At 73.9% G+C, this 23,868-nt stretch carries 19 protein-coding genes; 11 read left to right on the forward strand and 8 right to left on the reverse strand.

Annotated features, from left to right (window positions below; translation table 11 throughout):
• Positions 1-288, reverse strand: coding sequence for a DUF4235 domain-containing protein (locus QMF98_RS00975; RefSeq protein ID WP_337974243.1), 288 nt, complete (start codon positions 286-288; stop codon positions 1-3).
• A 171-nt stretch (positions 289-459) separates the two neighbouring features.
• Between QMF98_RS00975 and QMF98_RS00980 the strand changes: the two genes are divergently transcribed.
• Positions 460-1,365 (forward strand): hypothetical protein, encoded by a 906-nt coding sequence (locus QMF98_RS00980; RefSeq protein WP_337974244.1) that lies wholly within the window; start codon positions 460-462, stop codon positions 1,363-1,365.
• A 60-nt stretch (positions 1,366-1,425) separates the two neighbouring features.
• Here the strand turns inward: QMF98_RS00980 and QMF98_RS00985 are convergent, their stop codons facing one another.
• Positions 1,426-2,550: a GNAT family N-acetyltransferase gene (locus QMF98_RS00985; protein ID WP_337974245.1), complete on the reverse strand. Its 1,125-nt coding sequence runs from the start codon at positions 2,548-2,550 to the stop codon at positions 1,426-1,428.
• Positions 2,551-2,663: 113 nt separating this feature from the next.
• On the opposite strand from QMF98_RS00985, the gene QMF98_RS00990 reads away from it, so the two are divergent.
• The 3 genes from QMF98_RS00990 to QMF98_RS01000 all read left to right on the forward strand — a co-directional run bounded on the left by QMF98_RS00990 (position 2,664) and on the right by QMF98_RS01000 (position 12,184).
• Positions 2,664-4,025, forward strand: a complete 1,362-nt coding sequence (locus QMF98_RS00990; RefSeq protein WP_337974246.1) for an Nramp family divalent metal transporter — start codon at positions 2,664-2,666, stop codon at positions 4,023-4,025.
• A gap of 261 nt (positions 4,026-4,286) precedes the next feature.
• Positions 4,287-9,335 (forward strand): 2-oxoacid:acceptor oxidoreductase family protein, encoded by a 5,049-nt coding sequence (locus tag QMF98_RS00995; RefSeq protein ID WP_337974247.1) that lies wholly within the window; start codon positions 4,287-4,289, stop codon positions 9,333-9,335.
• Entirely contained in the window at positions 9,332-12,184 is a 2,853-nt protein-coding gene (locus QMF98_RS01000; RefSeq protein WP_337974248.1) for a sulfide/dihydroorotate dehydrogenase-like FAD/NAD-binding protein, read from the forward strand. Before QMF98_RS00995 ends, QMF98_RS01000 begins: the two co-directional genes overlap by 4 nt.
• 290 nt (positions 12,185-12,474) lie before the next feature.
• Here the strand turns inward: QMF98_RS01000 and QMF98_RS01005 are convergent, their stop codons facing one another.
• Positions 12,475-13,209: a hypothetical protein gene (locus QMF98_RS01005; RefSeq protein WP_337974249.1), complete on the reverse strand. Its 735-nt coding sequence runs from the start codon at positions 13,207-13,209 to the stop codon at positions 12,475-12,477.
• Between the two features lie 445 nt (positions 13,210-13,654).
• Here QMF98_RS01005 and QMF98_RS01010 point away from each other — a divergent pair, with 445 nt between their 5' ends.
• The gene (locus QMF98_RS01010; RefSeq protein ID WP_337974250.1) at positions 13,655-14,287 is read left to right on the forward strand and encodes a hypothetical protein; all 633 of its coding nucleotides are present in this window, start codon (positions 13,655-13,657) and stop codon (positions 14,285-14,287) included.
• Positions 14,288-14,368: 81 nt separating this feature from the next.
• Here QMF98_RS01010 and QMF98_RS01015 read toward each other — a convergent pair whose 3' ends face one another.
• Positions 14,369-14,749, reverse strand: coding sequence for a NifB/NifX family molybdenum-iron cluster-binding protein (locus QMF98_RS01015; RefSeq protein ID WP_263732032.1), 381 nt, complete (start codon positions 14,747-14,749; stop codon positions 14,369-14,371).
• Positions 14,750-14,826: 77 nt separating this feature from the next.
• On the opposite strand from QMF98_RS01015, the gene QMF98_RS01020 reads away from it, so the two are divergent.
• Positions 14,827-15,309, forward strand: coding sequence for an NUDIX hydrolase (locus QMF98_RS01020; protein WP_337974251.1), 483 nt, complete (start codon positions 14,827-14,829; stop codon positions 15,307-15,309).
• Between the two features lie 4 nt (positions 15,310-15,313).
• Here the strand turns inward: QMF98_RS01020 and QMF98_RS01025 are convergent, their stop codons facing one another.
• Complete coding sequence (locus tag QMF98_RS01025; protein ID WP_337974252.1) at positions 15,314-15,703, reverse strand: DUF6191 domain-containing protein; 390 nt, start codon at positions 15,701-15,703, stop codon at positions 15,314-15,316.
• Positions 15,704-15,740: 37 nt separating this feature from the next.
• Positions 15,741-16,982: an MFS transporter gene (locus tag QMF98_RS01030; protein WP_337974253.1), complete on the reverse strand. Its 1,242-nt coding sequence runs from the start codon at positions 16,980-16,982 to the stop codon at positions 15,741-15,743.
• Positions 16,983-17,051: 69 nt separating this feature from the next.
• Between QMF98_RS01030 and QMF98_RS01035 the strand changes: the two genes are divergently transcribed.
• The gene (locus tag QMF98_RS01035) at positions 17,052-17,672 is read left to right on the forward strand and encodes a TetR/AcrR family transcriptional regulator (protein ID WP_337974254.1); all 621 of its coding nucleotides are present in this window, start codon (positions 17,052-17,054) and stop codon (positions 17,670-17,672) included.
• 99 nt (positions 17,673-17,771) lie between these two features.
• Positions 17,772-18,215, forward strand: a complete 444-nt coding sequence (locus tag QMF98_RS01040) for a helix-turn-helix domain-containing protein (protein ID WP_337974255.1) — start codon at positions 17,772-17,774, stop codon at positions 18,213-18,215.
• 61 nt (positions 18,216-18,276) lie between these two features.
• Here QMF98_RS01040 and QMF98_RS01045 read toward each other — a convergent pair whose 3' ends face one another.
• Together QMF98_RS01045 and QMF98_RS01050 are read right to left on the reverse strand one after the other, a co-directional pair.
• Positions 18,277-18,882 carry a ClpP family protease gene (locus QMF98_RS01045; protein ID WP_337974256.1) on the reverse strand — a complete coding sequence of 202 codons (606 nt, stop codon included), beginning with the start codon at positions 18,880-18,882 and terminating at the stop codon, positions 18,277-18,279.
• Entirely contained in the window at positions 18,879-19,493 is a 615-nt protein-coding gene (locus tag QMF98_RS01050; protein WP_337974257.1) for a ClpP family protease, read from the reverse strand. Before QMF98_RS01050 ends, QMF98_RS01045 begins: the two co-directional genes overlap by 4 nt.
• Before the next feature lie 203 nt (positions 19,494-19,696).
• On the opposite strand from QMF98_RS01050, the gene QMF98_RS01055 reads away from it, so the two are divergent.
• The 3 genes from QMF98_RS01055 to QMF98_RS01065 are packed head-to-tail and all read left to right on the forward strand — an operon-like array spanning position 19,697 to position 23,808.
• A complete protein-coding gene (locus QMF98_RS01055) occupies positions 19,697-20,635 on the forward strand; it encodes an LLM class flavin-dependent oxidoreductase (protein WP_337974258.1) in 939 nt (312 codons plus the stop codon).
• Positions 20,636-23,113, forward strand: a complete 2,478-nt coding sequence (locus QMF98_RS01060; protein WP_337974259.1) for a lysylphosphatidylglycerol synthase transmembrane domain-containing protein — start codon at positions 20,636-20,638, stop codon at positions 23,111-23,113.
• Between the two features lie 59 nt (positions 23,114-23,172).
• Positions 23,173-23,808 (forward strand): HAD-IA family hydrolase, encoded by a 636-nt coding sequence (locus QMF98_RS01065; protein WP_337974260.1) that lies wholly within the window; start codon positions 23,173-23,175, stop codon positions 23,806-23,808.
• Positions 23,809-23,868: the final 60 nt, after the last annotated feature.

A 23,868-nucleotide genomic window follows, 5' to 3' on the forward strand; every position in this document is an offset into this window, starting at 1 on the left:
CTACGCCGGCAGCTCGGGCCGCTTGCTGGTGACCTTCGCCGTCAGCCGGGCGGTGCCCCGGCTGGCCAGCGCGCGGGCCAGCGCCACGACGGCCCCGGTGATCGCCGCGGCCAAGAGCACCTCCCGCAGGCTGATGTCGTCGTCCTGCGACTCGGGCGCCGGCGGCTCGTGCCCGGCCGCGGCCACCCACGCGCGGTCCAGCAGCTTCTGCGCCACCCACGCGGCGCCGACGGCCACGCCGGCGCCCACCAGCTTGGCCAGCATCGACGGGGACTGCTTCTCGGGCATGCGGGCCTCCGGTCTGCGGCGGGACGACGAGCACCGACGCTAGCGCCGTCCCCGCCGCGCCGCTGGCCGCGTGGCCGCGGCTCACCCGGCACGCGGTCGTCCCAGGGCTGCGCCGGACGGCCGTGAGGGTTACCGTCAAGGGCATCCACTCGATGGATGAGGTGACCGGCGATGACGCGTGAACACCCGCTCGAGCATCGGCTCGACCGCCGTCCGGAGCCCCACGGTGACCAGCTGACCAGCGTCGGTCGCCACCGCTCCGAGCACCTGACGAACCTGCGGACGGAGCACCCCGTGGACCATCGTGCCGAGCCGCACCACACCCCGGCGGTCCTGCACCGCGAGGTGGTCTCCGTCGACGTGCCGCTGCCGGCGGACGTCGTCTGGGAGCACGTCCGCAAGCCCGAGCTGATCCACCGCTGGTACGGCTGGGACCGGGACGACCTGACGGACGACATCGAGCGGATCTTCGTCGAGCACGCCGAGGTGGAGCACGACCACGTGCCCGGCACGTCCATCCGGCGGCTGCGCTGGCACCACCACGAGGACCTCGAGCTGCGCTGCCGGGACGACAACCCCGGTCACACCCTGGTCACGGTGCACCGTGCCGCCCGCGACCTGTCCGTCTCGTTCGACGGCGCCCGGGACGTGGTCGACGAGAACTGGATCAGCTCCGTCCACCAGCTGCACTTCGCGCTGACCGTGCACCGCGGGGAGGACCGCCGCACGTTCGCGGTGCACGGCCTGGACGCCGGCCCCCACCAGAACCCGTTGATGTACCGGGCGGGGCTGCACGGCGCGCGCGGCGTGCCGATCGGCGGTCACGTCGAGGCGACCCGCCCGGACGGCACCAAGGTGGGCGGGACGGTGGTCTACCGGACCGACCTGCAGTTCGGCGTGTGGTTGCACGGCATCGCCGAGTCGCTGCTGGTGATCCAGGAGGTGCCGGTGGCCAGCCACCCGCCGCACGGCGCGGTCAACGCGATCCTCAACACGTACGGCCTGTCCGACGAGCTGCGCGCCGAGGCGCAGCGCCGCTGGGCCGGCTGGTGGGACGGCCACCGGCACCACGCCTGACGGACCCGCACCCGACGGACCCGCACGCGACGGACCCGCACCCGACGGCCGCGGTAGGGCCTACAGTGGTCGCTGCCAGGTGCCGCTGACTCCGGCCGGCCGGAAGCCGAGCGCGACGTTGATCGCCAGCATCCAGCGGTTCTCCTGCGCGTTCCACGTGCCGACGCGGTGAACCGACGGCCGCTGCCGGGCCAGCGCCGCGAGGTTGGCTGTCTTGACAAGCATCCCGAGCCGGTGCCCCCGGTGGGCCGCCACCACCAAGGTGTCGCCCTGGTGCACGTACTCGTCGGTGTGCGACGGCATCCAGAAGTTGGTGAACGCCGCCAGCCGTCCCGTCGGCACGTGCTCCGCCGCCGTCACCAGCAGCTCGTAGCCCGCGTCGTGCAGCATCCGCTCCTGCGCCCGGACCCGCTCGCCGTCCCACACCTCCGGCCGCCAGTCGACCTCGCCGAGCGGTGCGTCCGTGCTCATCTGCGCCAGCAGGCCGGCGTACTCCTCCAGCCACTGCTCCGGGACGTCGGTTCCCCAGGTGTGCAGGCGGTAGTCGGCGCCGGCCGCCGCGGCGGCGCCGTCGGCGTGCCGGCGCAGCAGCGCGGGGTCGACGGGCAGGTCGAGCTGCGAGCGCCGGTCCACCTGCGCCAGCCTCCAGCCCGCCCGACGCAGCCAGACGACCGCCGGGTTCTGGAGGCTGACGCGCCCGGCGCCGGTCGGTGCCTCGAGCGCTCCGGGTCCGGCTGGCGGCTCGACGCGGTCGGAGGTGTGGGTCATCAGCAGCGTCCGACCGTCGGCGCGGGCCACGGCGGCGGCGGCGTCGAGGAGCGCGGTGCCGATGCCCCGGCGCCGGTGCTCCGGCAGCACGTTGACCAGGACGAACGCGCTGTGGCGGTTGTCACGCACGGGCAGGCCGACGGTGGCCTCGCCGAGGACGGACGCGACAGCGCGCCCGCGGTCCCCGTCGTCGGCGTCGTCGGCCACCGCGACCAGCCGCACCGTTCGCTCGGCGTCCGCGTCCCGCAGCTCGGCCAGCTCGGCCCGCGGCGAGTCGGCGAGGTCGGCGCTGCCCCACACGTCGACGGTGCCGGCCGTGCGGACGCGGTTGGCGCCGAGCAGCAGCCAGGCATCCGGGGCGTCGAGCGTCGTGGGCACCGGCACCTCGCGCACGGTCCACGTGGTGGTGGTCGTCATGCCCCCAGGGTCGACGCCCGGCCCCGGTCCGGTCGAGGGAATTGAGGCAGCCCCGGGGCCATTGTCCGGTGCGGCCTACACTGGGTTTCGGACATCCGAACTTTCGGAGGGACATGGGTGTGGACCCGGCCGTCGGACTCGGCACCGACGCGCCCGAGCCCGCGTCACCGTCCCTCGACGTGGCCCACCCGGTTGGACCGCCACGCGCCGTGCCGCTGGCGGCGGCCCCGCCGTCGACCGGCTCACCGCGGCTGCCCCGTCGCCCGATCCGCGCTCGCGGGGGCCTGCTGCACCTGCTCGGGCCCGCCTTCGTCGCCTCGATCGCCTACGTCGACCCCGGCAACGTCGCCGCCAACCTCACCGCCGGCTCCCGCTACGGCTACCTGCTGCTGTGGGTGCTGGTCGCGGCGGACGTCATCGCGGTGCTGGTGCAGTACCAGTCGGCACGCCTCGGCCTGGTGACCGGCCGGTCCCTGCCGGAGGTGCTGGGCGACCGGATGCCGCGCGGCGGTCGCCTGGCGTTCTGGGTGCAGGCCGAGGTGGTCGCGGGCGCCACCGACCTGGCCGAGGTGGTCGGCGGTGCGTTGGCCCTGCAGCTGCTGTTCGGCCTGCCGCTGGCGCTCGGCGGGCTGATCGTCGGCGTCGTGTCGCTGGCGCTGCTCGCCACCCAGGACCGGTACGGCCAGCGCCGGTTCGAGCTGGTGGTGGCGAGCCTGCTCGCGGTGATCGGGCTCGGGTTCCTCGCCGGTCTGGCGGTACGTCCGCCAGACGCCGCCGGCGTGCTGCACGGCCTGGTGCCGCACTTCGCGGGAACCGACTCGGTGCTGCTGGCGGCCAGCATGCTCGGCGCCACCGTGATGCCGCACGCGATCTACGCGCACTCGGCGCTCGCGCGGGACCGGCACGGGCACCTCGGCACCGGTGCGGCCCGCGCCCGGCTGCTGCGCGCCACCCGGTGGGACGTCGGCGGTGCGCTCGCCGCCGCCGGCGTGGTCAACATCGGCCTGCTGCTGCTCGCCGCGACCGGCCTGCGCCACGTCCCGGGCACCGACTCGATCCCCGGTGCGCACGCCGCGATCGTCGCGTCCCTCGGCACCGCCGTCGGCCTGGCGTTCGCCATCGGCCTGCTGGCCAGCGGCCTGGCGTCGACGTCTGTCGGTGCCTACGCCGGGTCGGTGGTGATGGACGGGCTGCTGCACCGCCGGGTCCCGCCGCTGGTCCGCCGCACGGTCACGCTGGTGCCGGCCGTGGTGCTGCTGGCCCTCGGCGCCGACCCGACGTGGACGCTGGTGGTCAGCCAGGTGGTGCTCAGCTTCGGCATCCCGTTCGCCCTGGTGCCGCTGGTCCGACTGACGCGCGACAGGCGGCTGATGGGCGCGGAACGCACCGGGCCGTGGCTCAACGCGGTGCTGCTGGCCGTCGTCGGGCTCGTCGTCGCGCTCAACGTCGCCCTGCTGGTGCTCATCCTGCGGTAGCCCGTGGGGCCGTCGGCAGTCCCGTCGGCCCAGCCCAGCGGGGGAGTGCCGGGGTAGGGCCCTCGGTCCCAGGGGGCCGGAAATCGCCGTGCCTACCCTGACGGTGTCCATCTCTGGACCCGTGAGGAATGCAATGTCGCACCTCCAGACCCGGCCCCGTGCCGGCACCGACGCCGCCGCCGACGGCGCGCACCGCAGCGCGCCCGCACCTCGACCGGTTCTCGTCGGACTTCCATCCCTGCGCGTGTTCGGACGGGCATCGTGACCACTTCGCACCCATTCCCCGGCATCCCCGACGTCATCAACGGCAACGGCGCCGTCGCCCACGTGATGAAGCACGTGTGCGGCGGGGTGATCGGCTACCCGATCACGCCGTCCACCGAGATCTCCGAGACCTTCGAGGCGGCGCGCGCCGAGGGCCAGCTCAACGTCTGGGGCAAGCACCCGTTCTTCGTCGAGACGGAGGGTGAGCACTCCGCCCAGTCCGGCGCGCTCGGTGCGGCGCTGACCGGCGGCAGCTACGTGTCCAACGCCTCGTCCAGCCAGGGCATCCTCTACGCGCTCGAGTCGCACTACGTGACGGTCGGCAAGAAGATCGGCGGCTTCGTGCTGCAGGTCGCCGCGCGCGTGGTGTCCAAGCACTCCCTCAACGTGATGGCGGGTCACGACGACGTCTACGCCCTCCTGCCCGCGGGCTACACCATCCTGTTCGGCGCCAACCCGCAGGAGGCGGCCGACCTCGCGGCGATCTCCTACCGCGCCTCGGCACTGTCGCTGATCCCCGTCGCCAACGTGATGGACGGCTTCGCCACCAGCCACGTGATGAGCGAGGTGCTGCTGCCCGAGCCGGACCTGCTGCGCGCCTACCTGGGCGACCCTGGCGGCCGCATCCCGTGCCCGACGGTGGCGCAGGAGATGCTGTTCGGCGCCAAGGGCCGCGTGTTCTCCCTCAACCAGTACCTGGATCGGCACGTCGAGGACCTGGCGCCGGAGGACCTGGCCGCCGTGCGTGCCCACCTCGCGGCCATCGCGGAGAAGGTCGAGGCGGACGACGCCGGTGACCTGGTGGCCGAGACGGCGGCGTGGCTGCCGGCCGACCTGCAGGGTCAGTGGCGGCGAGCCTGGGTGAACGCGTGGCCGCGCGGCACACGGCAGCGGGTCCCCGCCCTGGTGGACGTGCACAACCCCGGCCTCACGGGCCCGGTGCAGAACCAGCCGGACTTCCAGGCCGGTGCCGTCGACCACCGCACGCACTTCGTCTCCGCCGTGCCCGCGCTGGTGCGCCAGGCGATGGCCGAGTACACCGAGCTGACCGGCCGCGAGTACGCGCCCGTGCGCGCCTACGACTGCGAGGACGCGGACTACATCGTCGTCGGCCTCGGCTCCATCACCGACGACGCCCGTGCGGTGATCCCGTACCTGCGCTCCCGCGGCGTCAAGGTCGGCGTCCTCAACATCACGCTGCTGCAGCCGTTCCCCGAGGCTGAGGTGGTCGAGGCGCTGCGCAACGCGCAGGCCGTCACGGTGCTGGAGCGGTCCGACGACACCGCGCTGACGCGCATGGTGACGCAGGCGCTGTTCCGCGCGCGGGCCAACGGTGAGGGCGGCGTGGCCCACCCCGGCATCCCCGCGATCACCCGCAGCCCCCGGCTGACGACGGCGATCTTCGGGCTCGGCGGCCACGACGTGCAGCCGCGGCACCTGGTGGCCGCGTTCCGCAACATGGCCGACGGCGGCAGCGCGCCGCTGGTGTACCTCGGCTCGCAGTTCTTCTCGTCCGACGCCCCGCCGGCCGCCGCCGCGCTCCAGGACCGGCTGCGGGCTGCGTACCCCGAGACGGTGGCGATGGCCCTGACCACCGAGCCGAACCCGGCCCTGCTGCCGCCCGAGGCGCTGCGGATCCGGTTCCACTCGGTGGGCGGGTACGGCACGGTCGCCAGCGGCAAGCTGCTCACCGACGTGCTGGCCGGCGTGCTCGAGATGCACAGCAAGTCGGCACCGAAGTACGGCTCGGAGAAGAGCGGTGCGGCGACCAACTTCTACATCACGCTGAGCCCCGAGCCGGTGCTGCTGACCAACGCCGAGCTGGAGGACGTGGAGGTCGTCGTCTCCCCGGACCACCAGGCCTTCGTGCACACCAACCCCCTCAAGGGGCTGGTCGAGGGCGGCACGTTCATCATGCAGTCCGACCTGGCGCCGCTGGACCTGTGGCGGTCGCTGCCGGCCCACGCCCGCCGCACCATCCGCGAGCGGCACATCCGGTTCCTGGTGGTCGACGCGTTCGCCGTCGCCCGCAAGCACGCGCCGACCCCCGAGCTCGAGACCCGCATGATGGGCATCGCGTTCATCGGCGCCGTCGCCGGTCACGTCGACCGGGTGTCCCACGGCGCCACCGCCGAGGCGATCGAGGCGAAGATCCGCGCGCAGATCTCCAAGAAGTTCGGCCGCAAGGGCGACGCCGTCGTCGAGGCCAACATGTCGGTGATCCGCGACGGCGTCGCCGCGACGCACCTGGTGGCGTACGACGAGCCGGAGTTCCTCGCCGCCGAGCAGCAGCCGGCCGTCCGCAGCACCCGGACCCTGGCGCTGTCCGCGTCGATGTGCCCGACGGCCACCGGCGCCCGCGCCACGGCGCTGTTCGACCCGGCGTACTACGAGGACCTGATCGCCCGGCCGTTCCGCGAGGGCACCATCGGCGAGGCCCCCGTGCTCCCCGGCACCGGCCTGTTCATGCCGGTCGGCACCGGCGCCGCCAAGGACAAGGGGATCTTCCGGCGCACCGTGCCGGCGTTCGACCCCACCTCCTGCACCGGCTGCCTGGAGTGCTCGCTGGTCTGCCCCGACGCGGCCATCCCGACGCAGGTGCACGAGATCCACGACCTGCTGACCACGGCGATCGGCCAGATCGACGCCCCGGAGCCGCAGCGGGAGGCGCTGCGGGCCCAGGTGTACCCGTGGGCCGAGGCGATCCGGCGCAGCTACCGCGACGACTCGTCCGACCGGTCGTTCGCCGACGTCGCGGCGGCTGCGGCGAGCACGCTCGACCCGAACCAGCGCGCGGTGATCCGCAACCTCGACGCGGTGGTCGCGCAGCTGGCGACGTTCCCGGTGGCCCGCACGCGGCCGTTCTTCGACGCGATGGAGAAGGAACAGCCGGGCACCGGCGGCCTGTTCTCCGCCGTCGTCGACCCGTGGAAGTGCACGGGCTGCCTGCAGTGCGTCGACGTGTGCGGCCCCGGCGCGCTGACGTCCGTGGACCAGGACGCCGACGTGCTGGAGACGCTCCAGCAGCGGTTCGAGACGATGACGCGGCTGCCGAACACGCCGTCGCGCTTCACCGCCGGCGCCACATCTCCGGACGGCGACACCAAGCGGCTGATGCTCGACCACACCGCCTACTACTCGACCACCGGCGGTCACGGCGCGTGCCGCGGCTGCGGCGAGGTGACCGCGATCCGCCTGGTCACGGCCCTGAGCCACGCGGTGGGCGAGGACAAGCGGCGCTCGCACCTGCGCGAGCTGGACGAGGTGCTCGACGGCCTGCACTCCACCCTGGAGGCGCTGGACGCTCGCGCAGACGACGAGACGGACGAGGGGGCCGGCTCCGTTCTCAACCCCGCCACCCGCGCGCGGATCGACCGGATCACCGGTGCGATCGAGCAGCTGGAGCACCGCCAGTACCTGTACGAGGGCGGCCCGACCGGCAACGGCCCGGCGCCGGTCGTCATCGCCAACTCCACCGGCTGCTCCAGCGTGTACGCGTCCACCATGCCGTTCACGCCGTACCTCGACCCGTGGGTCAACAGCCTGTTCCAGGACGCCCAGCCGCTGGCCGTCGGCCTGTTCGAGGGCATCGTCGCGCAGGTGATCCCGCAGGTGCGGGCGCTGCGCGTCGCCAAGCTCGAGCTGGCGGGCGAGTACGACCCGGCGGTGCACGACGCGGCGCTGCGGACGTTCGGCTGGCGGGACTTCACCGACCAGGAGCTGGCGTTGCTGCCGACGTTCCTCACCATCGGCGGTGACGGCGCGAGCTACGACATCGGGTTCGGTGCGATGTCCCGCGTGCTGGCGGGCGGGACGCCGATCAAGGCCCTGGTGCTGGACACCGGCGCGTACTCCAACACCGGCGGGCAGGCGTCCACCGCCAGCTTCACCGGTCAGGACTCCGACCTGGCGCGGTACGGCAAGGCCCACCGCGGCAAGCGGGAGCACCGCAAGGAGCTGGGGCTGCTGGCGTCGTTCCACCCGAACGTCTTCGCCTGCACCACGTCGTCCGCGCTGCACGGGCACTTCCTGTCCACGGCGGCGGAGATGCTCGCCTACAGCGACGGCGCCGCCGTCATGGAGGTGTACGCCCCCTGCGGCACCGAGAACGGGATCGCGGAGAACCTCTCCAACGCCCGTTCGCGGCTCGCGGTGGAGTCCCGGATGAGCCCGCTGTTCGTGCACGACCCGCGGCGCGGGGACACCCTGCCGGAGCGGTTCAGCCTGGACGGCAACCCGGACGTCGATGGGCTGTGGACCAGCTCCACGGTCGAGTACGTCGACGAGAACGGTGCGCTGCAGCTGCTGAGCACCCCGCTGACCCCGGCCGAGTTCGCGCTCGGCGAGGTGCGGTTCTCCAAGCAGTTCCACCGGTTGCGTCCCGACGAGGAGGCGGCCGCGACGCCGATCGCCGAGTACGTCGAGCTGGCCCCGGAGGCCCGAGCCGGTCGCGTGCCGTTCGTGCAGGCGACCGACGCGGACCGGCACCTGATCAAGGTGGCGTGCTCCGCGGCGATCGTCGACCTGGTCGAGGACCGCAAGCACTACTGGCAGACGCTGCAGTTCCTGTCCGGACGGACCGGCGCGACGTTGTCGGCGGCGCACCGGGCCGAGATCGCCGAGCTGACCGCCCAGTACGAGCAGGCGGTGACCGCCCGGGAGTCGACGCTGGACGAGATCGCGGCGGCGATGGCCGAGCTGGCGGCGTCCAGCGCGGCACCGGCCGGCATGGGCCAGACGATCCAGCTGCGGCCCACCGGGTTCGCGGGTGCTGCTCCGGCGGCGGCTGCGGCGGGGACGGCGACGGCGGTCGCCGACCGGCCGATCTGGCTGGACCCGGCGGACGAGCACCTGTGCAACGACTGCGGCACCTGCTACCAGGAGCTCCCGCAGATCTTCGAGAAGGCGACGATCGTGGTCGACGGCGCCGCCCAGACGGTCGGTCGCATGAAGGCCGGCGCGCTGGACGGTCTGGAGATCACGCCGGAGCTGGCCAAGCGGATCGCCCGGGTCAAGGCCACGTGCGACGCGGAGATCATCCGATGAGCACGCCAACCGTTCCTCGTACCGAGGGGGCCGCCGGCTCGCCTGACGGCCGGGAGGACGTGCTGCGCTGGGCGGGCGCCCGCACGGCGCTCGAGCAGACGCAGGACGAGGTGTCGGCGCTCGGCGCCAGCCCGGCGGTCTCGTCGTTCCGCAACCAGCTCAGCCTGCTGGAGAAGCGCCTGGTCGCCGACCCACGCTCGTTCCGCGACATGTTCGTCGCGGACGGCATGGCGGCCGTCGCCTGGGAGTTCCAGCAGCCGGAGCTGTCCGCCGGGTTCGTCAACCGGCTGTGGGACATGCTGCTGCGCGGCGACGAGGTCAGCACCGTGCTGATGCGGTTCCTGTGGGACCTGCCGGTCGGCAAGAAGCGGGCGTTCATCCGCGGCATCGACAAGCACCTGTCCGACCGCTACCCGATGTTCGACGGCCTCTCGGTGGACTGGCCGGCGGGCAACACGATCCCGCCGTACGTCCGCTCGGCGGAGGACCGTGCGGTCGACTTCGGCCTGGTGAACAAGGGGTACCTCGGCTACATGGACCTGGGCTACACCGCCCGGGACGTGGACCTGTTCGTCTGGCTGGAGGCGCTGCGCGACAAGCAGTGCGCCGAGTCGCCGTGCGAGCTGGGCGTGCTGGTCGAGGGCCACAAGGAGCCGCAGGGCGGCTGCCCGGTGAAGATCCACATCCCGCAGATGATGGAGCTGATCGGCACCGGCCGGTTCCGCGAGGCGCTCGAGATGCTCGAGTCGTGCAACCCGCTGCCGGACGTCACCGGCCGGGTGTGCCCGCAGGAGCTGCAGTGCCAGGGCGTCTGCCTGCACAAGACGGCCATGTCGATCGGCCAGCTCGAGTGGTTCCTGCCCGAGCGCGAGAAGCTGGTGGACCCGGGGGCCGCGGCCCGGCGGTTCGCCGGGGTGCGCGACCCGTGGGTGGCGCAGGCCAAGCCTCCGGTGGCGATCGTGGGCTCTGGTCCGTCGGGGCTGATCAACGCCTACCTGCTGGCCGCCGAGGGCTTCCCGGTGACCGTGTTCGAGGCGTTCCACCAGCTCGGCGGCGTCCTGCGGTACGGCATCCCCGAGTTCCGGCTGCCCAACGAGCTGATCGACGACGTGGTCGCCAAGATCAAGCTCCTCGGCGGACGGTTCGTCACCAACTTCGTCGTCGGCAAGACGGCCACCCTGCAGGACCTGCGCGACGCGGGGTTCTGGAAGGTGTTCGTCGGCACCGGTGCCGGCCTGCCGCGGTTCATGAACGTGCCCGGCGAGCACCTGCTCGACGTGATGAGCGCCAACGAGTTCCTCACCCGCGTCAACCTGATGCAGGCGCTGCGCGAGGAGTACGAGACGCCCCTGCCGGCCACCGCCGGCAAGCAGGTGCTGGTGGTCGGGGGCGGCAACACCGCGATGGACGCGGCCCGCACCGCCCGCCGGCTCGGCGGCAACGTGACGATCGTCTACCGCCGCACCCAGGCGGAGATGCCGGCGCGCGTCGAGGAGCTGGAGCACGCGCTCGAGGAGGGCATCGGCTTGTCGGTGCTCGTCTCGCCGACGGAGTTCCTGGGCGACCCGCAGACGGGGTTCGTCAAGGGGGCCGTCCTGGAGGAGATGGAGCTCGGTGAGCCGGACGCCTCCGGACGTCGTCGTCCGATCGCCACCGGCCGCACCCGCACCGTGCCGGCCGACCTGGTGATCATGGCGCTCGGCAACGCCGCGAACCCCCTGATCAAGGACTCGGAACCGCGGCTGCAGGTGTCCAAGTGGGGCACCATCGACCTCGGCCACGAGGGGTCGCAGGAGACGACGCTGTCCGGCATCTACACCGGTGGCGACGCGGCTCGCGGCGGGTCGACGGCCATCCGGGCCGCCGGTGACGGCCAGGCCGCCGCGCGGGAGATCCTCGGCTCGATCGACGTGCCGGACGAGCAGGTGGCCGCGATGGTCGCCACCGCCCGCCGGTACACCGAGGAGGCCGCGTCCCGCCCGGTGATCCTGGCCAAGCGCACGCTCAGCCCCGGCATCGAGGAGCTGACCGTGCACGCCCCGGTGATCGCCCGTGCGGCGCAGGCCGGCCAGTTCGTCCGCGTGCTCCCCACGTCGGACGGCGAGCTGGTCCCGCTGACGCTGGCCGACTGGGACGCCACCGCCGGGACCGTGTGCCTGGTGGTGCAGCAGGTGGGTGTCAGCAGCGCCCTGCTCAACGCGATGGCCCCGGGCGACGCGCTCGCGGGCATCGCCGGCCCGCTGGGCCGCCCCAGCGAGCTGCACCGGTACGACGAGGGTTCGACGGTCGTCTTCACCGCCGGCGGCCTGGGCCTGCCGCCGGTGTACCCGATCGCCCGCGAGCACCTGCGTCTCGGCAACCACGTGACGCTGATAGCCGGGTTCCGCACCAAGGACCTGATGTTCTGGACGGCCGACGACGAGCGGGTCGGACGGCTGCAGGCCGAGTTCGGCGACCTGCTCGACGTGGTCTACGCGACCAACGACGGCTCGTACGGCGTGCACGGGTTCGTCACCACGCCGCTCGAGGAGATGCTGAAGGCGGGACGGTCCATCGCCGAGGTGGTCACCATCGGCCCGCCGCCGATGATGCGCGCGGTGTCCGACCTGACGGCCCCGTACGGCGTCCCGTGCGTGGCCAGCCTCAACTCGATCATGGTGGACGCGACCGGCATGTGCGGCGCCTGCATGGTGCCCGTGACGCTGGACGGCAAGCTGGTGCGCAAGCACGCGTGCATCGACGGGCCGGAGATCGACGCCCACACCATCGACTGGGACAAGTTCCTGCCGCGGTTCGGCCTCTTCCGCGCGCAGGAGCAGGCCAGCAGGGTTCGGCACGGGATGGGCTGAGCCCGGGTGGGGCGGGTCGACGTGACCCGCTCGAAGGACTGAAGGACCGACGGCGCCCCTGCGAACACCAGCGGGGGCGCCGTCCCACGTCCGCCGGCACGTCCTTCACCCACCCCTCCACCCACGCCTCCACCCACGCCTCCACCCACCCGGCCACCCGGCTGGCGTCCCGGCCCCGCACGCGGCCGCGAGACGAGCACTTTGCACCCGAGGGAGCACTTCTACGTGCTCATGTCGGGGTTGTTGTGCTCATCTCATGGGACCCGGAGCGACCACGGCCGCACCTGCAGTCAGCGGGCGCGCAGGTGGGGCCGGCGGACCAGTGGGACGTCCGCGGGGAGCAGCCGGCGCACGCGCGTGAGGAGCAACTGCGGAGTGCGGAGGTCTTCTTTGGTGACGCGGAGCACCCGCCAGCCGGCTTCGACGATCGCGTCGTGCCTCCTCTTCTCCAGGACCAGCGCCTCGGTGTCCGTGTACTTCGGTCGACCGTCGTACTCGAGCAGCACCCGCCAGAGCTCCCAGCCAAGGTCGGCCCAGAACGTGCCGAGCCGGGTGTCGACCGGCACCTGGGACGCCGGTTCGGGCAGCCCACCCGCCAGCACGAGGAACCGCAGCGCCGACTCCTGGACCGACTCGGCTCCCGGGTCGGCGAGGGCGATCACCTGCCGGGCACGGGCCATCCCTCGACCCCGCGGATCCTGCTCGGTGAGCACCCGAAGCTCGTCGCGATCGACGCCGCGGCGCAGCGCCCCGTCCACCGTGACGAGACCGGCGAGCGGTGCCATCGAGCGGGCGCAGTCGAGCGCTGTCCGGACGACGGTGGTGACCGGCAGACCGGCCAGCTCCGTGGTCGCCGTCCCGTCCAGGACCCCGAGGTGCCGATGGACGGTCGGGTCACGCCGGCTTCCCGGCCTGGCGCGCTGGTAGACGTGGACCTGCGAGGGGACCGACCAGAGAGGTAGGCCCCACAGCAGCGCCGCCGACGCGTGTCCGAAGACGTGGGGCGCGCGGAGCTGGTGATGCACACCGAGGACCTGAGCGAGAGCGACCGCGTGGAGATCGCCCGCGGTCCGGGCCCTCACGTAGGTACCTCGGCGCACACGACGCCACTCGTCGGCACGGAGACGGGCTTCGACGTCCTGCTGAAGGTGGTCCCGTGCGAGGTGCACGCAGGGCGGCGACGGCGGAGAGGTGGAGGCGGAGCCGGCTCGCGTTGGCATGCCCGACGGTCTCCCCGGTGCGGATGCCTCGGGTCACCACACGGCGAAGCAGTGACGCCTGCGCGCGGAGCGCGGGCTGTGGGGACGCGGTGCCGAGCGCCCGATGGTCGCAGTTTGCTGGGGTGTGCGAGGCCGTGGGTCAGACGTGAGCACATCGCACCCAGGTGGGCACTTGCATGTGCTCACCTCGGCGCGGATGTGCTCGTCTGGTGCGGACGCGGAGCGTGCACGTGGCCGATAGCGTGCGCGCATGGTGCTGTGGCAGGTGATCGGGTGGGTCGGGTCCGGGCTGGTCGTCCTGTCGTTGATGCAGGCGCGGGTGCTGCGGTTCCGGTGGATGAACCTGGCCGGGGCCGTGGTGGCGACCGTGTACAACGCCGTGTTCGCCATCTGGCCGTTCGCCGCGATGAACGGGGCGATCGCCGTGATCGACGTGTACTGGCTGTGGCGGCTGCTGCGGGAGCGGCACGACTCGGCGGTGTACGAGGTGGTGGAGGTGGCGCCGGACGACGCCTACCTGCAGCACGTGCTCGGCGTGCACGCCGCGGACATCGCGCAGTTCCGGGCGCCGGCGCCGGGGACACCCGTGGCGGAGCGGGGTGCCGACGGGCGCGTCGCGTTCCTCGTCGTGCGCGGCGACGAGACCGTGGGCGTGGTGCTGGTGCGGCGTCTCGACGAGGGCGTCGGGTACGTGGAGCTCGACTGGGTGACACCGCGGTTCCGCGACTTCACGCCGGGGGAGTTCGTGTACCGACGCAGCGGCGTGTTCGCCGAGCACGGGTTCCGCCGGCTCGTGGCACCGGCCGGCGAGTCGGACTACCTGACCCGCGTCGGCTTCCGCCGCGAGGCGGACGGCTGGGTGCGCGAGGTGGCGGCCGCCTGACGCGTGCGCGGCTGCCCTGTGGGCGAGCCGCCGGCATCAGGGCGCGCCGGCCCTGGGGCCGGCGTCAGGGGCGGGCCGGCCTCACGGGTTGGCCGCGTCGATCGCCGCGAGGCGCGGGTCGCCGATCACGCCCATCACCACCCGGATGCCGAGCTTGCCGAGCGTGTTCTGCATCGGCGGCCCCATGTGGCCGGTCACCACCACCTGCACGCCGTTGTCCCGCAGGAACCGCACCACACGGGCGTGGTGCGCACCCTCGCCGCCCTCGTCGTGCGCGACGTCCCACCGCACGTCGTGGACCTCCCAGCTGCGGATCGTCGCACCGTCGATGGTCGCCACCGCGACCTGCGGGGCGCGGCCCCAGCCGCCACCCACCTGGTCGCCGTGCAGCGCGACGGCGACGACGACGGGTCCGCCGAAGGTGGTGGTGGTCTCCTGCTCGATGTTGGGCGTCTCGCTCATGGCGCCATCCTGCCGCGGGCCCTCCCGCCCCGCCGCCCACCCGCCGTCCTGTCGGTGCCGCGTCGTACGGTCGACGCGTGCCACAGCTCAGCGCGGGACTGCTGCTCTACCGCCGCGCGGCCCCCGACGCCGCGCCGGAGGTGTTCGCCGGGCACATGGGCGGCCCGTTCTGGGCCCGCAAGCCGACGCACTCGTGGTCGATCCCCAAGGGGCTGATCGAACCCGGGGAGGAGCCGCTGGACACCGCCCGCCGCGAGTTCGCCGAGGAGGTCGGCGTGCCGGCGCCGGAGGTCGGGTACGCGGAGCTGGGGGAGTACCGGTACTCGTCAGGCAAGCGGCTGCTGGTGTTCACGGCCGAGGCGGACGCGCCGACGGGTCAGGTCGGGGCGGCCACCGTGGAGCTCGAGTGGCCGCCGCGGTCGGGACGGATCCAGTCGTTCCCGGAGATCGACCGGCTGGCGTGGATGCCGGTGAACCAGGCGCGGGAGCTGCTGGTGGCGGCGCAGGGGGCCATGCTGGACGACCTGCTTGCGCTGGTGGGGGCGGGCGGCGACGGCTGAGGGGCTACCGGGGGCCGTCGTCGCACGATGACGGCTCGCGTGGGGTGTCGTCGTCCAGGGGCGGCGTGGCCGGTGGGGTGGTCGCCATGGGTCGGCTCGCCGGGTCCGCTGGCAGGACGACCACGCCGGAGTCCAGGTCAGGCGGCCCCTCGACCGGTGCCTGACGGATGTCCAGCGCCTGTCGGTCCTGCTCGTCGGTCACGTGGTGGCGGGACGGCTGGAACACCTCGACCAGGTCGCCCAGCAGCCCGCTGGCGACGCCCGACCCTTCGCGCGGCGCCGGGCGGGGACGCGGCCGACGACGGTCGAACCAGCCGGCCGCCACGGCACGGTCGACGGCGATCAGCAGCACGACGAGGACCACGCCAACGGCGATCCAGGCCCCGGTGCTCATGTGTCCAGGCTCGCACGGCCGGGCTCGTGCACCGACCTCAGGCGTCCACGAGCTCCGCGTCGCGGCGTCTCGACGGGCTGCTCACGTGCGCACGAGCCAGCACCAGCGCCGCCGCGAGCATCATGGCGAGCCCCACGACGTACGGCGCCGAGTGGCTGACCGACGTGTAGAGGGCGCCGGCCAGCAGCGGCGCGACCACGCCGATGCCGGCGGTGGTCGACTGGATCGCGCCGGCCAGCCACCCCTGCTCGTCGGGACCGACGGTGTTCGACGCGACCCCGTCCATCGTCGCCTGCGCCGCACCCTGGCCGGCCGCGAGCAGCAGCGTGCCCAGGATGAACAGCCACGGCTGGGCCAGCACGGACGCGACCACCGCCAGGCCGGCCATGCCGACGGCCTGCGTGACCACGCCGCCCAGCAGCACGCCACGCTCGCCGAACCGCGGCAGCAGCAACCCCAGCAGCCCGCCCTGGATCACGATGTCCACGACCCCGACGACGGCGACGAGCAGGCCGATCCTGGTGGCCGTCCACGCGATCGAGTCGAGCGCCAGCACGCTGACGTTGTTGACGAAGAAGCTGAAGGGCACCGTCACCAGCACGATGCCGACCAGCAGGCCGCGCAGCTCCGGCCGGGTGAACGCGCCGGTCAGCACCCGGAGCGGGTGCAGGTCGCCCAGCCGGACCGCCCGGGTGCGCCGCTCGGCGGGGAGGCTCTCCGGCAGCAGGACCAGGCTGATCACCCCGATGGCGGCCGCGATCCCGGCGGTGACGAGCACGGGGAAGTCCACGTTCACCGCGGCCAGCAGCCCGCCGACCGCGGGTCCCACCATGGTGCCGATCCCGGACAGCGCACCGAGCAGCCCGAACCGGCGGGCCCGCTGCTCGGGCGGCGTGATGTCCGCGAGGTAGGCGAACAAGGCCGGGAGGTCCCCGGCGGTCGCACCCTGCACGATGCGACCGAGCACGAGCACCCACAGCGCCCCGCCGATGCCGAAGAGCAGGTAGCCCACCCCGGCACCGAAGGCCGCCACGACGATGATCGGCCGGCGGCCGACGCGGTCGGACAGCGCGCCGAGCAGCGGGGCGACGAGGAACGTGCACAGGCCGTTGACCGCCTCGAGGATGCCGACCCACAGCGCCAGCTGGCCGTGCGAGACGTAGCGGAGGACGACGAACGGCAGGACGGGCAGGACCACGGTCATGCCGGCGGTGGTCAGCATCGTCAGGAGGACGAGCATGACCCACGCGCGTCGACCCGGCTCCTTGGCTGATGTCATGCCGAAACTGTAGCGATACCAATAATGGTGTCAACACACTTCTGTCACCACAGCGCTACGGTGTGCGCCATGACGGAGCCGAGCACCACCGGCCGGCGGGAACGGAAGAAGGCCGCGACCCGCAAGGCGATCTCGGACGCGGCGACGCGGCTGTTCTTCGAGCGCGGCTTCGACGCCGTCACCATCCGTGAGATCGCGGACGAGGCGGACGTCTCACCGACCACCGTGCTGGCCCACTTCCCGCAGAAGGAGGCGCTGGTCTTCGACGAGGACGACCAGCAGCGTGCCGAGCTGGTCGCCGTGGTCACCGACCGGCCCGCCGGGGTGTCCCTGACGCAGGCGTTCCACGACCACCTGCGTGACGACCTCATCGCCAACCTCGTCGGCCACGCGGAGTTCGACCGCCGCGTGCGCCAGTTCTGGGAGCTGATCGAGTCGACCCCCGCGCTCGCCGAGTACGGGCAGCGCATGTGGCTGCGGCACGAGGACGCCATCGCCGCCGCCATCGCGCAGCAGCTCGGCCAGGAGGAGCCGGAGGACCAGGTGCGGGTGTTCGCGCGGTTCGTGCTCCAGCTCGCGACGCTCGCCGGCACCAGCAGCGACCGCCTCCGCATGCTCGACGCGGGGTTCGAGCTCCTCGAGCACGGGTGGTCCGGGTACGAGGCGGAGCACCCCCGCGTCGCCGGCTGAGCGGCGATCCGGCGTCGGCGTCGGCAGTGGACCGCCGGGAGCGATCTGCTGTCGGCGGAACGACGGGACGCGCGGCACCGCCGCGGTTAGCGTCGCGACATGGCGACGAGGTCCGGCGGTGCTCAGGAGCGGGACGGGGCCGACGACGTGGTGCGGATCGGCACCCGACGGCCGCCGTGGCGGCTCGCCGTCGGCAGCGTGCTGCGGGACTGGCGCACCGACCAGGGGCTGCGGCTGTCCGACGTGGCCGAGCGGGCCCGCGTGTCCGTGCAGTACCTGTCGGAGGTCGAGCGGGGCCGCAAGGAGCCGTCGTCGGAGGTGCTCGGTGCCGTGACGCAGGCTCTGGGCGGCTCGTTGACCGACCTCGCGCTGGGGGTGGCGCGTCACCTCGCTGCCGCCGACGGCCGCCGCCGGACGGTCGCCGCCGGCCCTGCTCGGATCGCGCAGGTCCGCGAGCTCCGGGCCGTCACCACGTCGACGACGGTGTCCCGCGTCGACGCACGGGACACCGTCGAACGAGACGTCCTGCTCCTCGCGGCCTGACGGGTCGCCCGGCCGGCCGGGCGATGCGGTCCGGCCAGGGTGTCCGTCGTCGTCCGTCGTCCTACCCCGCCCGTCGCAGGGCGACGTCCCGCCCGACGATCACCCGGTCCGCCAGCCCGTACGCGACCGCCTGCTCGGCGGTGAGCACCAGCTCGCGGTCGGTGTCGCGGCGCAGCGTGGCGACGTCCTTGCCGGTGTGCGCGGACAGCACCTCCTCCAGCTCGGCTCGCACGCGCACGATCTCGTCGGCCGCCAGGATCAGGTCCGGCACGTCGCCGCGGGCCTGCGTGCCCGGCTGGTGCAGCACCATCCGCGCGTGCCGCAGGATCGCCCGGCTGCCGGCCGCACCCCCCGCGACCAGGACCGCCGCATCGGCCGACGCCTGGCCGACGCACGTGGTGAACACGGGCGAGCGGACGTACTGCATGGCGTCGTAGATGGCGAGCATCGCCGACGGGGAGCCGCCGGGGGAGTTCACGTACAGATCGATCGGCATGTCCGGCTGGGCCGACTCCAGGTGCAGCAGCTGGGCGACGACCACGTTGGCCACGTCGTCGTCGATCGCGGAGCCGAGGTAGACGATCCGGTCCGCCAGCAGGCGGCTGTAGACGTCCAGCGCGCGCTCGCCGCCGCCGGCCAGGCGCTCCACCACGTAGGGGACGATCATCGCCGCACCCCGAATCCCACCGGCCCGGTCACGCCGGGCAGCAGCTGGTCGAGGCGCTCCACCACGCCGTCGACGAACCCGTACTCACGGGCCTCCTCGGCGGTGAACCAGCGGTCTCGCCGCGAGTCCTCCCGGATGCGGTCCAGGGGTTGGCCGGTGTCGGCGGCGACCAGTCCCAGCACGGTGTCGCGCATGTGCCGCAGGTCGTCGGCCTGCACCTCGATGTCCACCGCCGTGCCGCCGATGCCGGCCGAGCCCTGGTGCAGCAGGATCCGGCTGTGCCGCAGGGCGGACCGCTTGCCCTTGGTGCCCGACGACAGCAGGAACTGGCCGGCGCTGGCCGCCCAGCCGACGCCCACCGTCGCGACGTCGTTGGGGATCAGGTCCATCACGTCGCGGATCGCCAGCATCGCCGGCACCGAGCCGCCGGGGGAGCTGATCAGCAGGGTGATGTCCTTGTCGGGGTCGTCGGCCGCCAGCAGCAGCAGCGACGAGCAGAGTCGGTTGCCCAAGGTCTCGTCGAGCGCCGAGCCGAGCAGCAGGATCCGCCGGTGCAGCAGGCGGGTGGTCAGCTCGTCGTCGACGCCCGGTCGGTAGGTCGTCTCGTCCATGTGCCCACCGTGCGCCCCGCCGCTGACCGGGGGAGCCCGGTGCTGCCGGGGGCAGATCTGCCCTCGGCAGACCGAACCGTGCACGCCTGTCGGACGCCGTCCGTAGGCTCGGGGCGCCGGCCGGCGCTAGCGCCCGCAGGCCTGCTGGCCGCGCAGGCGGACCCGCACGACCGATCGCGTACACCGCTCGACGAGGAGCCCCGATGACCCGCCCCCTGCCCACCGGCGTCATGCTGCGCCGCGACCTGCGCGCCGCGGACGTCGTCCCGTTCGCGCGCCGCGCGGACGAGCTCGGGTTCGACGAGCTGTGGGTGGTCGAGGACCTCGGGTTCCGCGGCGGTGTCGCGCAGGCCGGTGCGGTGCTCGCCGCCACGGAACGGATCCACGTGGGTGTCGGCATCCTCCCGGCGGGTGCGCGCAACGCCGCCTTCGCCGCGATGGAGGCGGCGACGCTCGCCCAGCTGTTCCCGGGGCGCGTCTCCATCGGCATCGGGCACGGCATGCCGGCCTGGATGCGTGCGGTCGGCGCCTGGCCGTCGTCCCCGCTGACCCTGCTCGCCGAGCACGTCGGCGCCGTGCGCGCGCTGCTGCGCGGCGAGCAGGTGACCTCGGCCCCCGACGCGCGGTCGGTGCACCTGAGCGACATCGCGCTGGAGCCGGTCGCGGTCCCCGCCGTCGTCCCCGACGTGCTGCTCGGCGTGCGCGGCCCGCGCTCGCTGGCGGTGTCGGGCCGGGTGGCCGACGGGACGATCCTGGCCGAGCCGTCCACCCCCGAGTACGTCCGCACGGCCCTCGCCCAGATCGCCGCCCCGGGCCGGCACCGCCTGGTCACGTACAACGTCGCAGCCGTCGACGACGACGCCGACGGGGCGATCGCTGCGGTCCGCCCGGCGCTGCAGTGGGTCGGCGAGCCGGACGCCGCCCCCCACCTGGAGCCGTTGCCGTTCCGCGACGAGCTCGCCGCCCTGCGCACGTCCTGCGCCGACCGCACGCCTCGCGGCGCTCGCGGACGCCGGCGCAACCAGCGCCGTGCTGGTCCCGGTCGGCGACGACCCGCTGCAGGTCCTGACCTCACTGGCTCGCGTGCTGTGATGATGCGGGGGCCGTCGGCAGGCGGCGGGGGGACGACGCCGGGAGGGTGAGTGAGCGGCCGCGCGCAGCCGGAGCGTGAGTACCGCGACGTCACCGTCCGTGCGGCGCCGACCGACGTCCGGATGACCCTCAGCTTCGCGCTGGTGATCGTGGGGGCCGTGGTGGGTGCCCGGTTCGCCGACCGCACGGCCACGGCGGCGGCGACCGACCTGCGCGATGCGCTGGCCGGCGTGCCGTCGTCCCTGGTCACGGTGCTGCAGACGCTCGCACTCGGCGCTTACGGCGTGCTGGCCCTGGCCGGTCCCGTGTGGGCCCTGGTCAGCAGGCGGTTCGGGCTGCTGGTGCGCGTGCTGGTCGGCGGTGGGCTCGGCGTGGTGGCGTTCGCCGCCCTGGGGCGTGTGCCCGTGGTGGTCTCGTGGACCCAGCACCTGACGGCCGGCGTGGGCGGTGGCGTGCGGTCGTGGGACATCGTCGTGCTCGCCGCGGTGGTCACCGTGGCGCAGTCGGCGGTGGCGCCGCGGTGGGTGCGGGTGCTCCGCGTGCTGCTGGTGCTGCTCGCCCTGCTGCGGGCCGTCGGCACCGTCGACGTGGTCGATGTGCTGCTGGCGATCGGCGCGGGCGGCGGCATGGGCGCCCTGGTGCTGGTGGGGCTGGGGCGGTCGGCGCACCGGCTGACCGGCGAGGGGGTGCGGCTGGCGCTCGGGTCCGCGGGACTCCCCGTGCGCGACGTCCGGTCGGTCGCGGCCGCGGCGGGGCGGTACGCCGCCACGGCCGCGGCACCGGTCGCCGTCCGGCACCGACGCGGCAGCGACGCGGACACCGGGCCCGTCCCCGTGGTGGTCGCGGGCCGGACGGACGTCGTCGTCGCCGTCCCGGGGGCCGCCGCGGCAGTGGACGTCCCCGTGGACGTGCGGGTGGTGGACGAGCAGCTGTGGCGGCTGGACGCCGTGCGGCGGGGCCTGCGGCGGCTGCGGCTGCGGGGCGTCGGCGACGACTCGCCGTTCGGCTCGCCGGTGCGGGTGGTGGCCAACGAGGCGACCTCGGCCCTGGTCGCCGGCAGCCACGGCGTGCGGGTTCCGACGGTGCTGGCGCTCGCGGTGGGCCGCGAGGGCGAGGGGCTGCTGGCGACGGAGCACCTGGTGGGCACCCGGTTCGACGAGCTTCCAGCCGAGCGGCTGACCGACGACCTGCTCGATGCCGCGTGGCGACAGCTCGCCGCCCTGCAGGACTGCGCCGTCGCCGTCCGGGAGCTGACGCTCGACCACTTCCTGCTGACGGAGGACGGGGACGTGGCCGTCGTCGACCTCGGCCCCTCCGAGCCGGCGGCCACCCCCGGCGTCCTGGCAGGCGACGTCGCGGAGCTGCTGCTGACCACGTCGGTGGTGGTGGGCGCCGAGCGAGCCGTCGCCGCGGCGCACCGGGTGCTCGGCGCCGAACGTCTGGTGCCGGCGCTCGGCCGGATGGTGCCCGACGCCTGGTCGGCACCGGCCCGCGCGGCGCTCAAGGGCCACCCGGACGCGCGGTCGTCCCTGGTCAGCGCCCTGAGCGACGACCTGGGTGTGGAGCGGCCGGCGTTCGAGAACGTGCAACGGTTCCGGCCCCGGACGCTGCTGCTCGGCGCCACCCTGGCCGTGGCGGTGTACGCGCTGGCGCCGCAGCTGGCGGACCTTCCGCAGCTGGTGGAGACGGTGCGCACCGCCGACTGGCGCTGGCTGCCGGCCGTGCTGGCCGCCTCGGCGCTCACCTACCTCGGCGCCGCGCTCGGCCTCGCGGGTAGCACGCCGGGCCGGGTGCCGCTCGGCGAGTCCGTCGGCGTCGCACTGTCCGCGTCGTTCGTCGCGACGTTCGCCCCGCCCGGTATCGGCCAGGTGGGCCTCAACATCCGCTACCTGCAGAAGCGCGGCTTCCCGACGCCGGTCGCCGCCTCCGCCAGCGCCGCCAAGGAGGCCGCGGTGCTGGTCGCGCACCTGCTGCTGCTGGTGACCGCGGCGGTGTGGGCCGGTTCGGCGCGCGCACTGACCGGCGAGCTGTCCCGGCTGCCGTCCCCGCTGGTGATCGCCGCGGCCGTCGGCGGCACGCTTGCCGTGCTGGGCATCGCGGCCGCCGTGCCCAACGTCCGTCGGCTGCTGCGCGAGCGGGTGGCGCCGGCCGTCCGCGCGTCCGCCGACGCGATGCGGCCCCTGCTGACCGACCCCGGGAAGCTCGCCGCCCTCGTGGCCGGCGTCGCGTTGCTGCCCGCCGGCTTCGCGGTCTGCCTGTACCTGTCGGTGCGCGCGTTCGGGGTGCACACGCCGTTCGTCGCCGTGGCGCTGGTGTCGCTGACGGCCGGGGCGGTGGCCACCGCGGCGCCGACGCCCGGTGGTGTCGGCGCGGTCGAGGCAGTGCTGCTCGCGGCCCTGACCGGGGTGGGTGTTCCGTCCGGTTCGGCCCTGGCCGCCGTGGTGCTCTACCGGGTCGCCACGTTCTGGCTGCCGATCCTGCCGGGCTTCGCGGCGTTCCGGATCTTCACCGCCCGCGGTGTGCTGTGACCCGGCACCCGACTGCCCGGACCGCACCGAACCGGACCGCACCGAAGGAGCGCCCGCCCATGACCACAGTCCTGACCTGCACTGCCGTGCTGTTCGACTGCGACGGGGTGCTGGTCGACTCGGACCCGGTGGTGGTCCGCTCGTGGACGCGCTGGGCGCAGCGGCTGGGCCTGGACCCCGACGTGGTGCTCGCGACGGTGCACGGGAGGCGCGCAGCCGACACGGTGGCCGAGTTCGTCGAGCCGGCCGGCCGCGAGGCCGCGCTGGGCCTGATCGACGCCCTCGAGCTGGAGGACGCGGACGACGTCACGGTGATCCCCGGTGCCGCGGCGCTGCTGGCGTCGATCCCGGCCGACCGGTGGGCCACCGTCACCTCCGGCTCGCCCGTGCTGGCCCGCGCGCGCCTGGTCGCCGCGGGGCTTCCCGTCCCGGAGGTGCTGGTGACCAGCGCCGACGTCACCCACGGCAAGCCGCATCCCGAGGGCTACCTCGCGGCGGCGGCCCACCTCGGAGTGCCGGCGGCCGACTGCATCGTCCTCGAGGACTCACCGGCGGGGATCCGCGCCGCCAGGGCGGCGCGGGTGCGGCACGTGGTCCGGGTCGGCGACCGCGAGCTCGATGACCTGCGGGCCGACGCCGAGGTCGCCGACCTGCGCGGCATTCGCTGGACGGGCGACGGCCTCGAGGTGCGCTGACCCGCTCGCACCTGGCACGCGGCGTGCGCGGGCGCGCCAGGCTGCGCGAGCGCACCACGC

Source organism: Cellulomonas sp. NTE-D12, from assembly GCF_027923705.1.
Lineage (GTDB): Bacteria > Actinomycetota > Actinomycetes > Actinomycetales > Cellulomonadaceae > Cellulomonas.

Excerpts from the sequence above, each read along its gene's own strand:
- QMF98_RS01035 (WP_337974254.1), top strand. The coding sequence starts at position 17,052 with ATGACGGAGCCGAGCACCACCGGCCGGCGGGAACGGAAGAAGGCCGCG.
- QMF98_RS01045 (WP_337974256.1), bottom strand. The coding sequence starts at position 18,882 with ATGATCGTCCCCTACGTGGTGGAGCGCCTGGCCGGCGGCGGCGAGCGC.
- QMF98_RS00980 (WP_337974244.1), top strand. The coding sequence starts at position 460 with ATGACGCGTGAACACCCGCTCGAGCATCGGCTCGACCGCCGTCCGGAG.
- QMF98_RS00985 (WP_337974245.1), bottom strand. The coding sequence starts at position 2,550 with ATGACGACCACCACCACGTGGACCGTGCGCGAGGTGCCGGTGCCCACG.
- QMF98_RS01000 (WP_337974248.1), top strand. The coding sequence starts at position 9,332 with ATGAGCACGCCAACCGTTCCTCGTACCGAGGGGGCCGCCGGCTCGCCT.
- QMF98_RS01050 (WP_337974257.1), bottom strand. The coding sequence starts at position 19,493 with ATGGACGAGACGACCTACCGACCGGGCGTCGACGACGAGCTGACCACC.
- QMF98_RS01015 (WP_263732032.1), bottom strand. The coding sequence starts at position 14,749 with ATGAGCGAGACGCCCAACATCGAGCAGGAGACCACCACCACCTTCGGC.
- QMF98_RS01010 (WP_337974250.1), top strand. The coding sequence starts at position 13,655 with ATGGTGCTGTGGCAGGTGATCGGGTGGGTCGGGTCCGGGCTGGTCGTC.
- QMF98_RS01055 (WP_337974258.1), top strand. The coding sequence starts at position 19,697 with ATGACCCGCCCCCTGCCCACCGGCGTCATGCTGCGCCGCGACCTGCGC.
- QMF98_RS01025 (WP_337974252.1), bottom strand. The coding sequence starts at position 15,703 with ATGAGCACCGGGGCCTGGATCGCCGTTGGCGTGGTCCTCGTCGTGCTG.
- QMF98_RS00975 (WP_337974243.1), bottom strand. The coding sequence starts at position 288 with ATGCCCGAGAAGCAGTCCCCGTCGATGCTGGCCAAGCTGGTGGGCGCC.
- QMF98_RS01065 (WP_337974260.1), top strand. The coding sequence starts at position 23,173 with ATGACCACAGTCCTGACCTGCACTGCCGTGCTGTTCGACTGCGACGGG.
- QMF98_RS01040 (WP_337974255.1), top strand. The coding sequence starts at position 17,772 with ATGGCGACGAGGTCCGGCGGTGCTCAGGAGCGGGACGGGGCCGACGAC.
- QMF98_RS00990 (WP_337974246.1), top strand. The coding sequence starts at position 2,664 with ATGGGTGTGGACCCGGCCGTCGGACTCGGCACCGACGCGCCCGAGCCC.
- QMF98_RS01030 (WP_337974253.1), bottom strand. The coding sequence starts at position 16,982 with ATGACATCAGCCAAGGAGCCGGGTCGACGCGCGTGGGTCATGCTCGTC.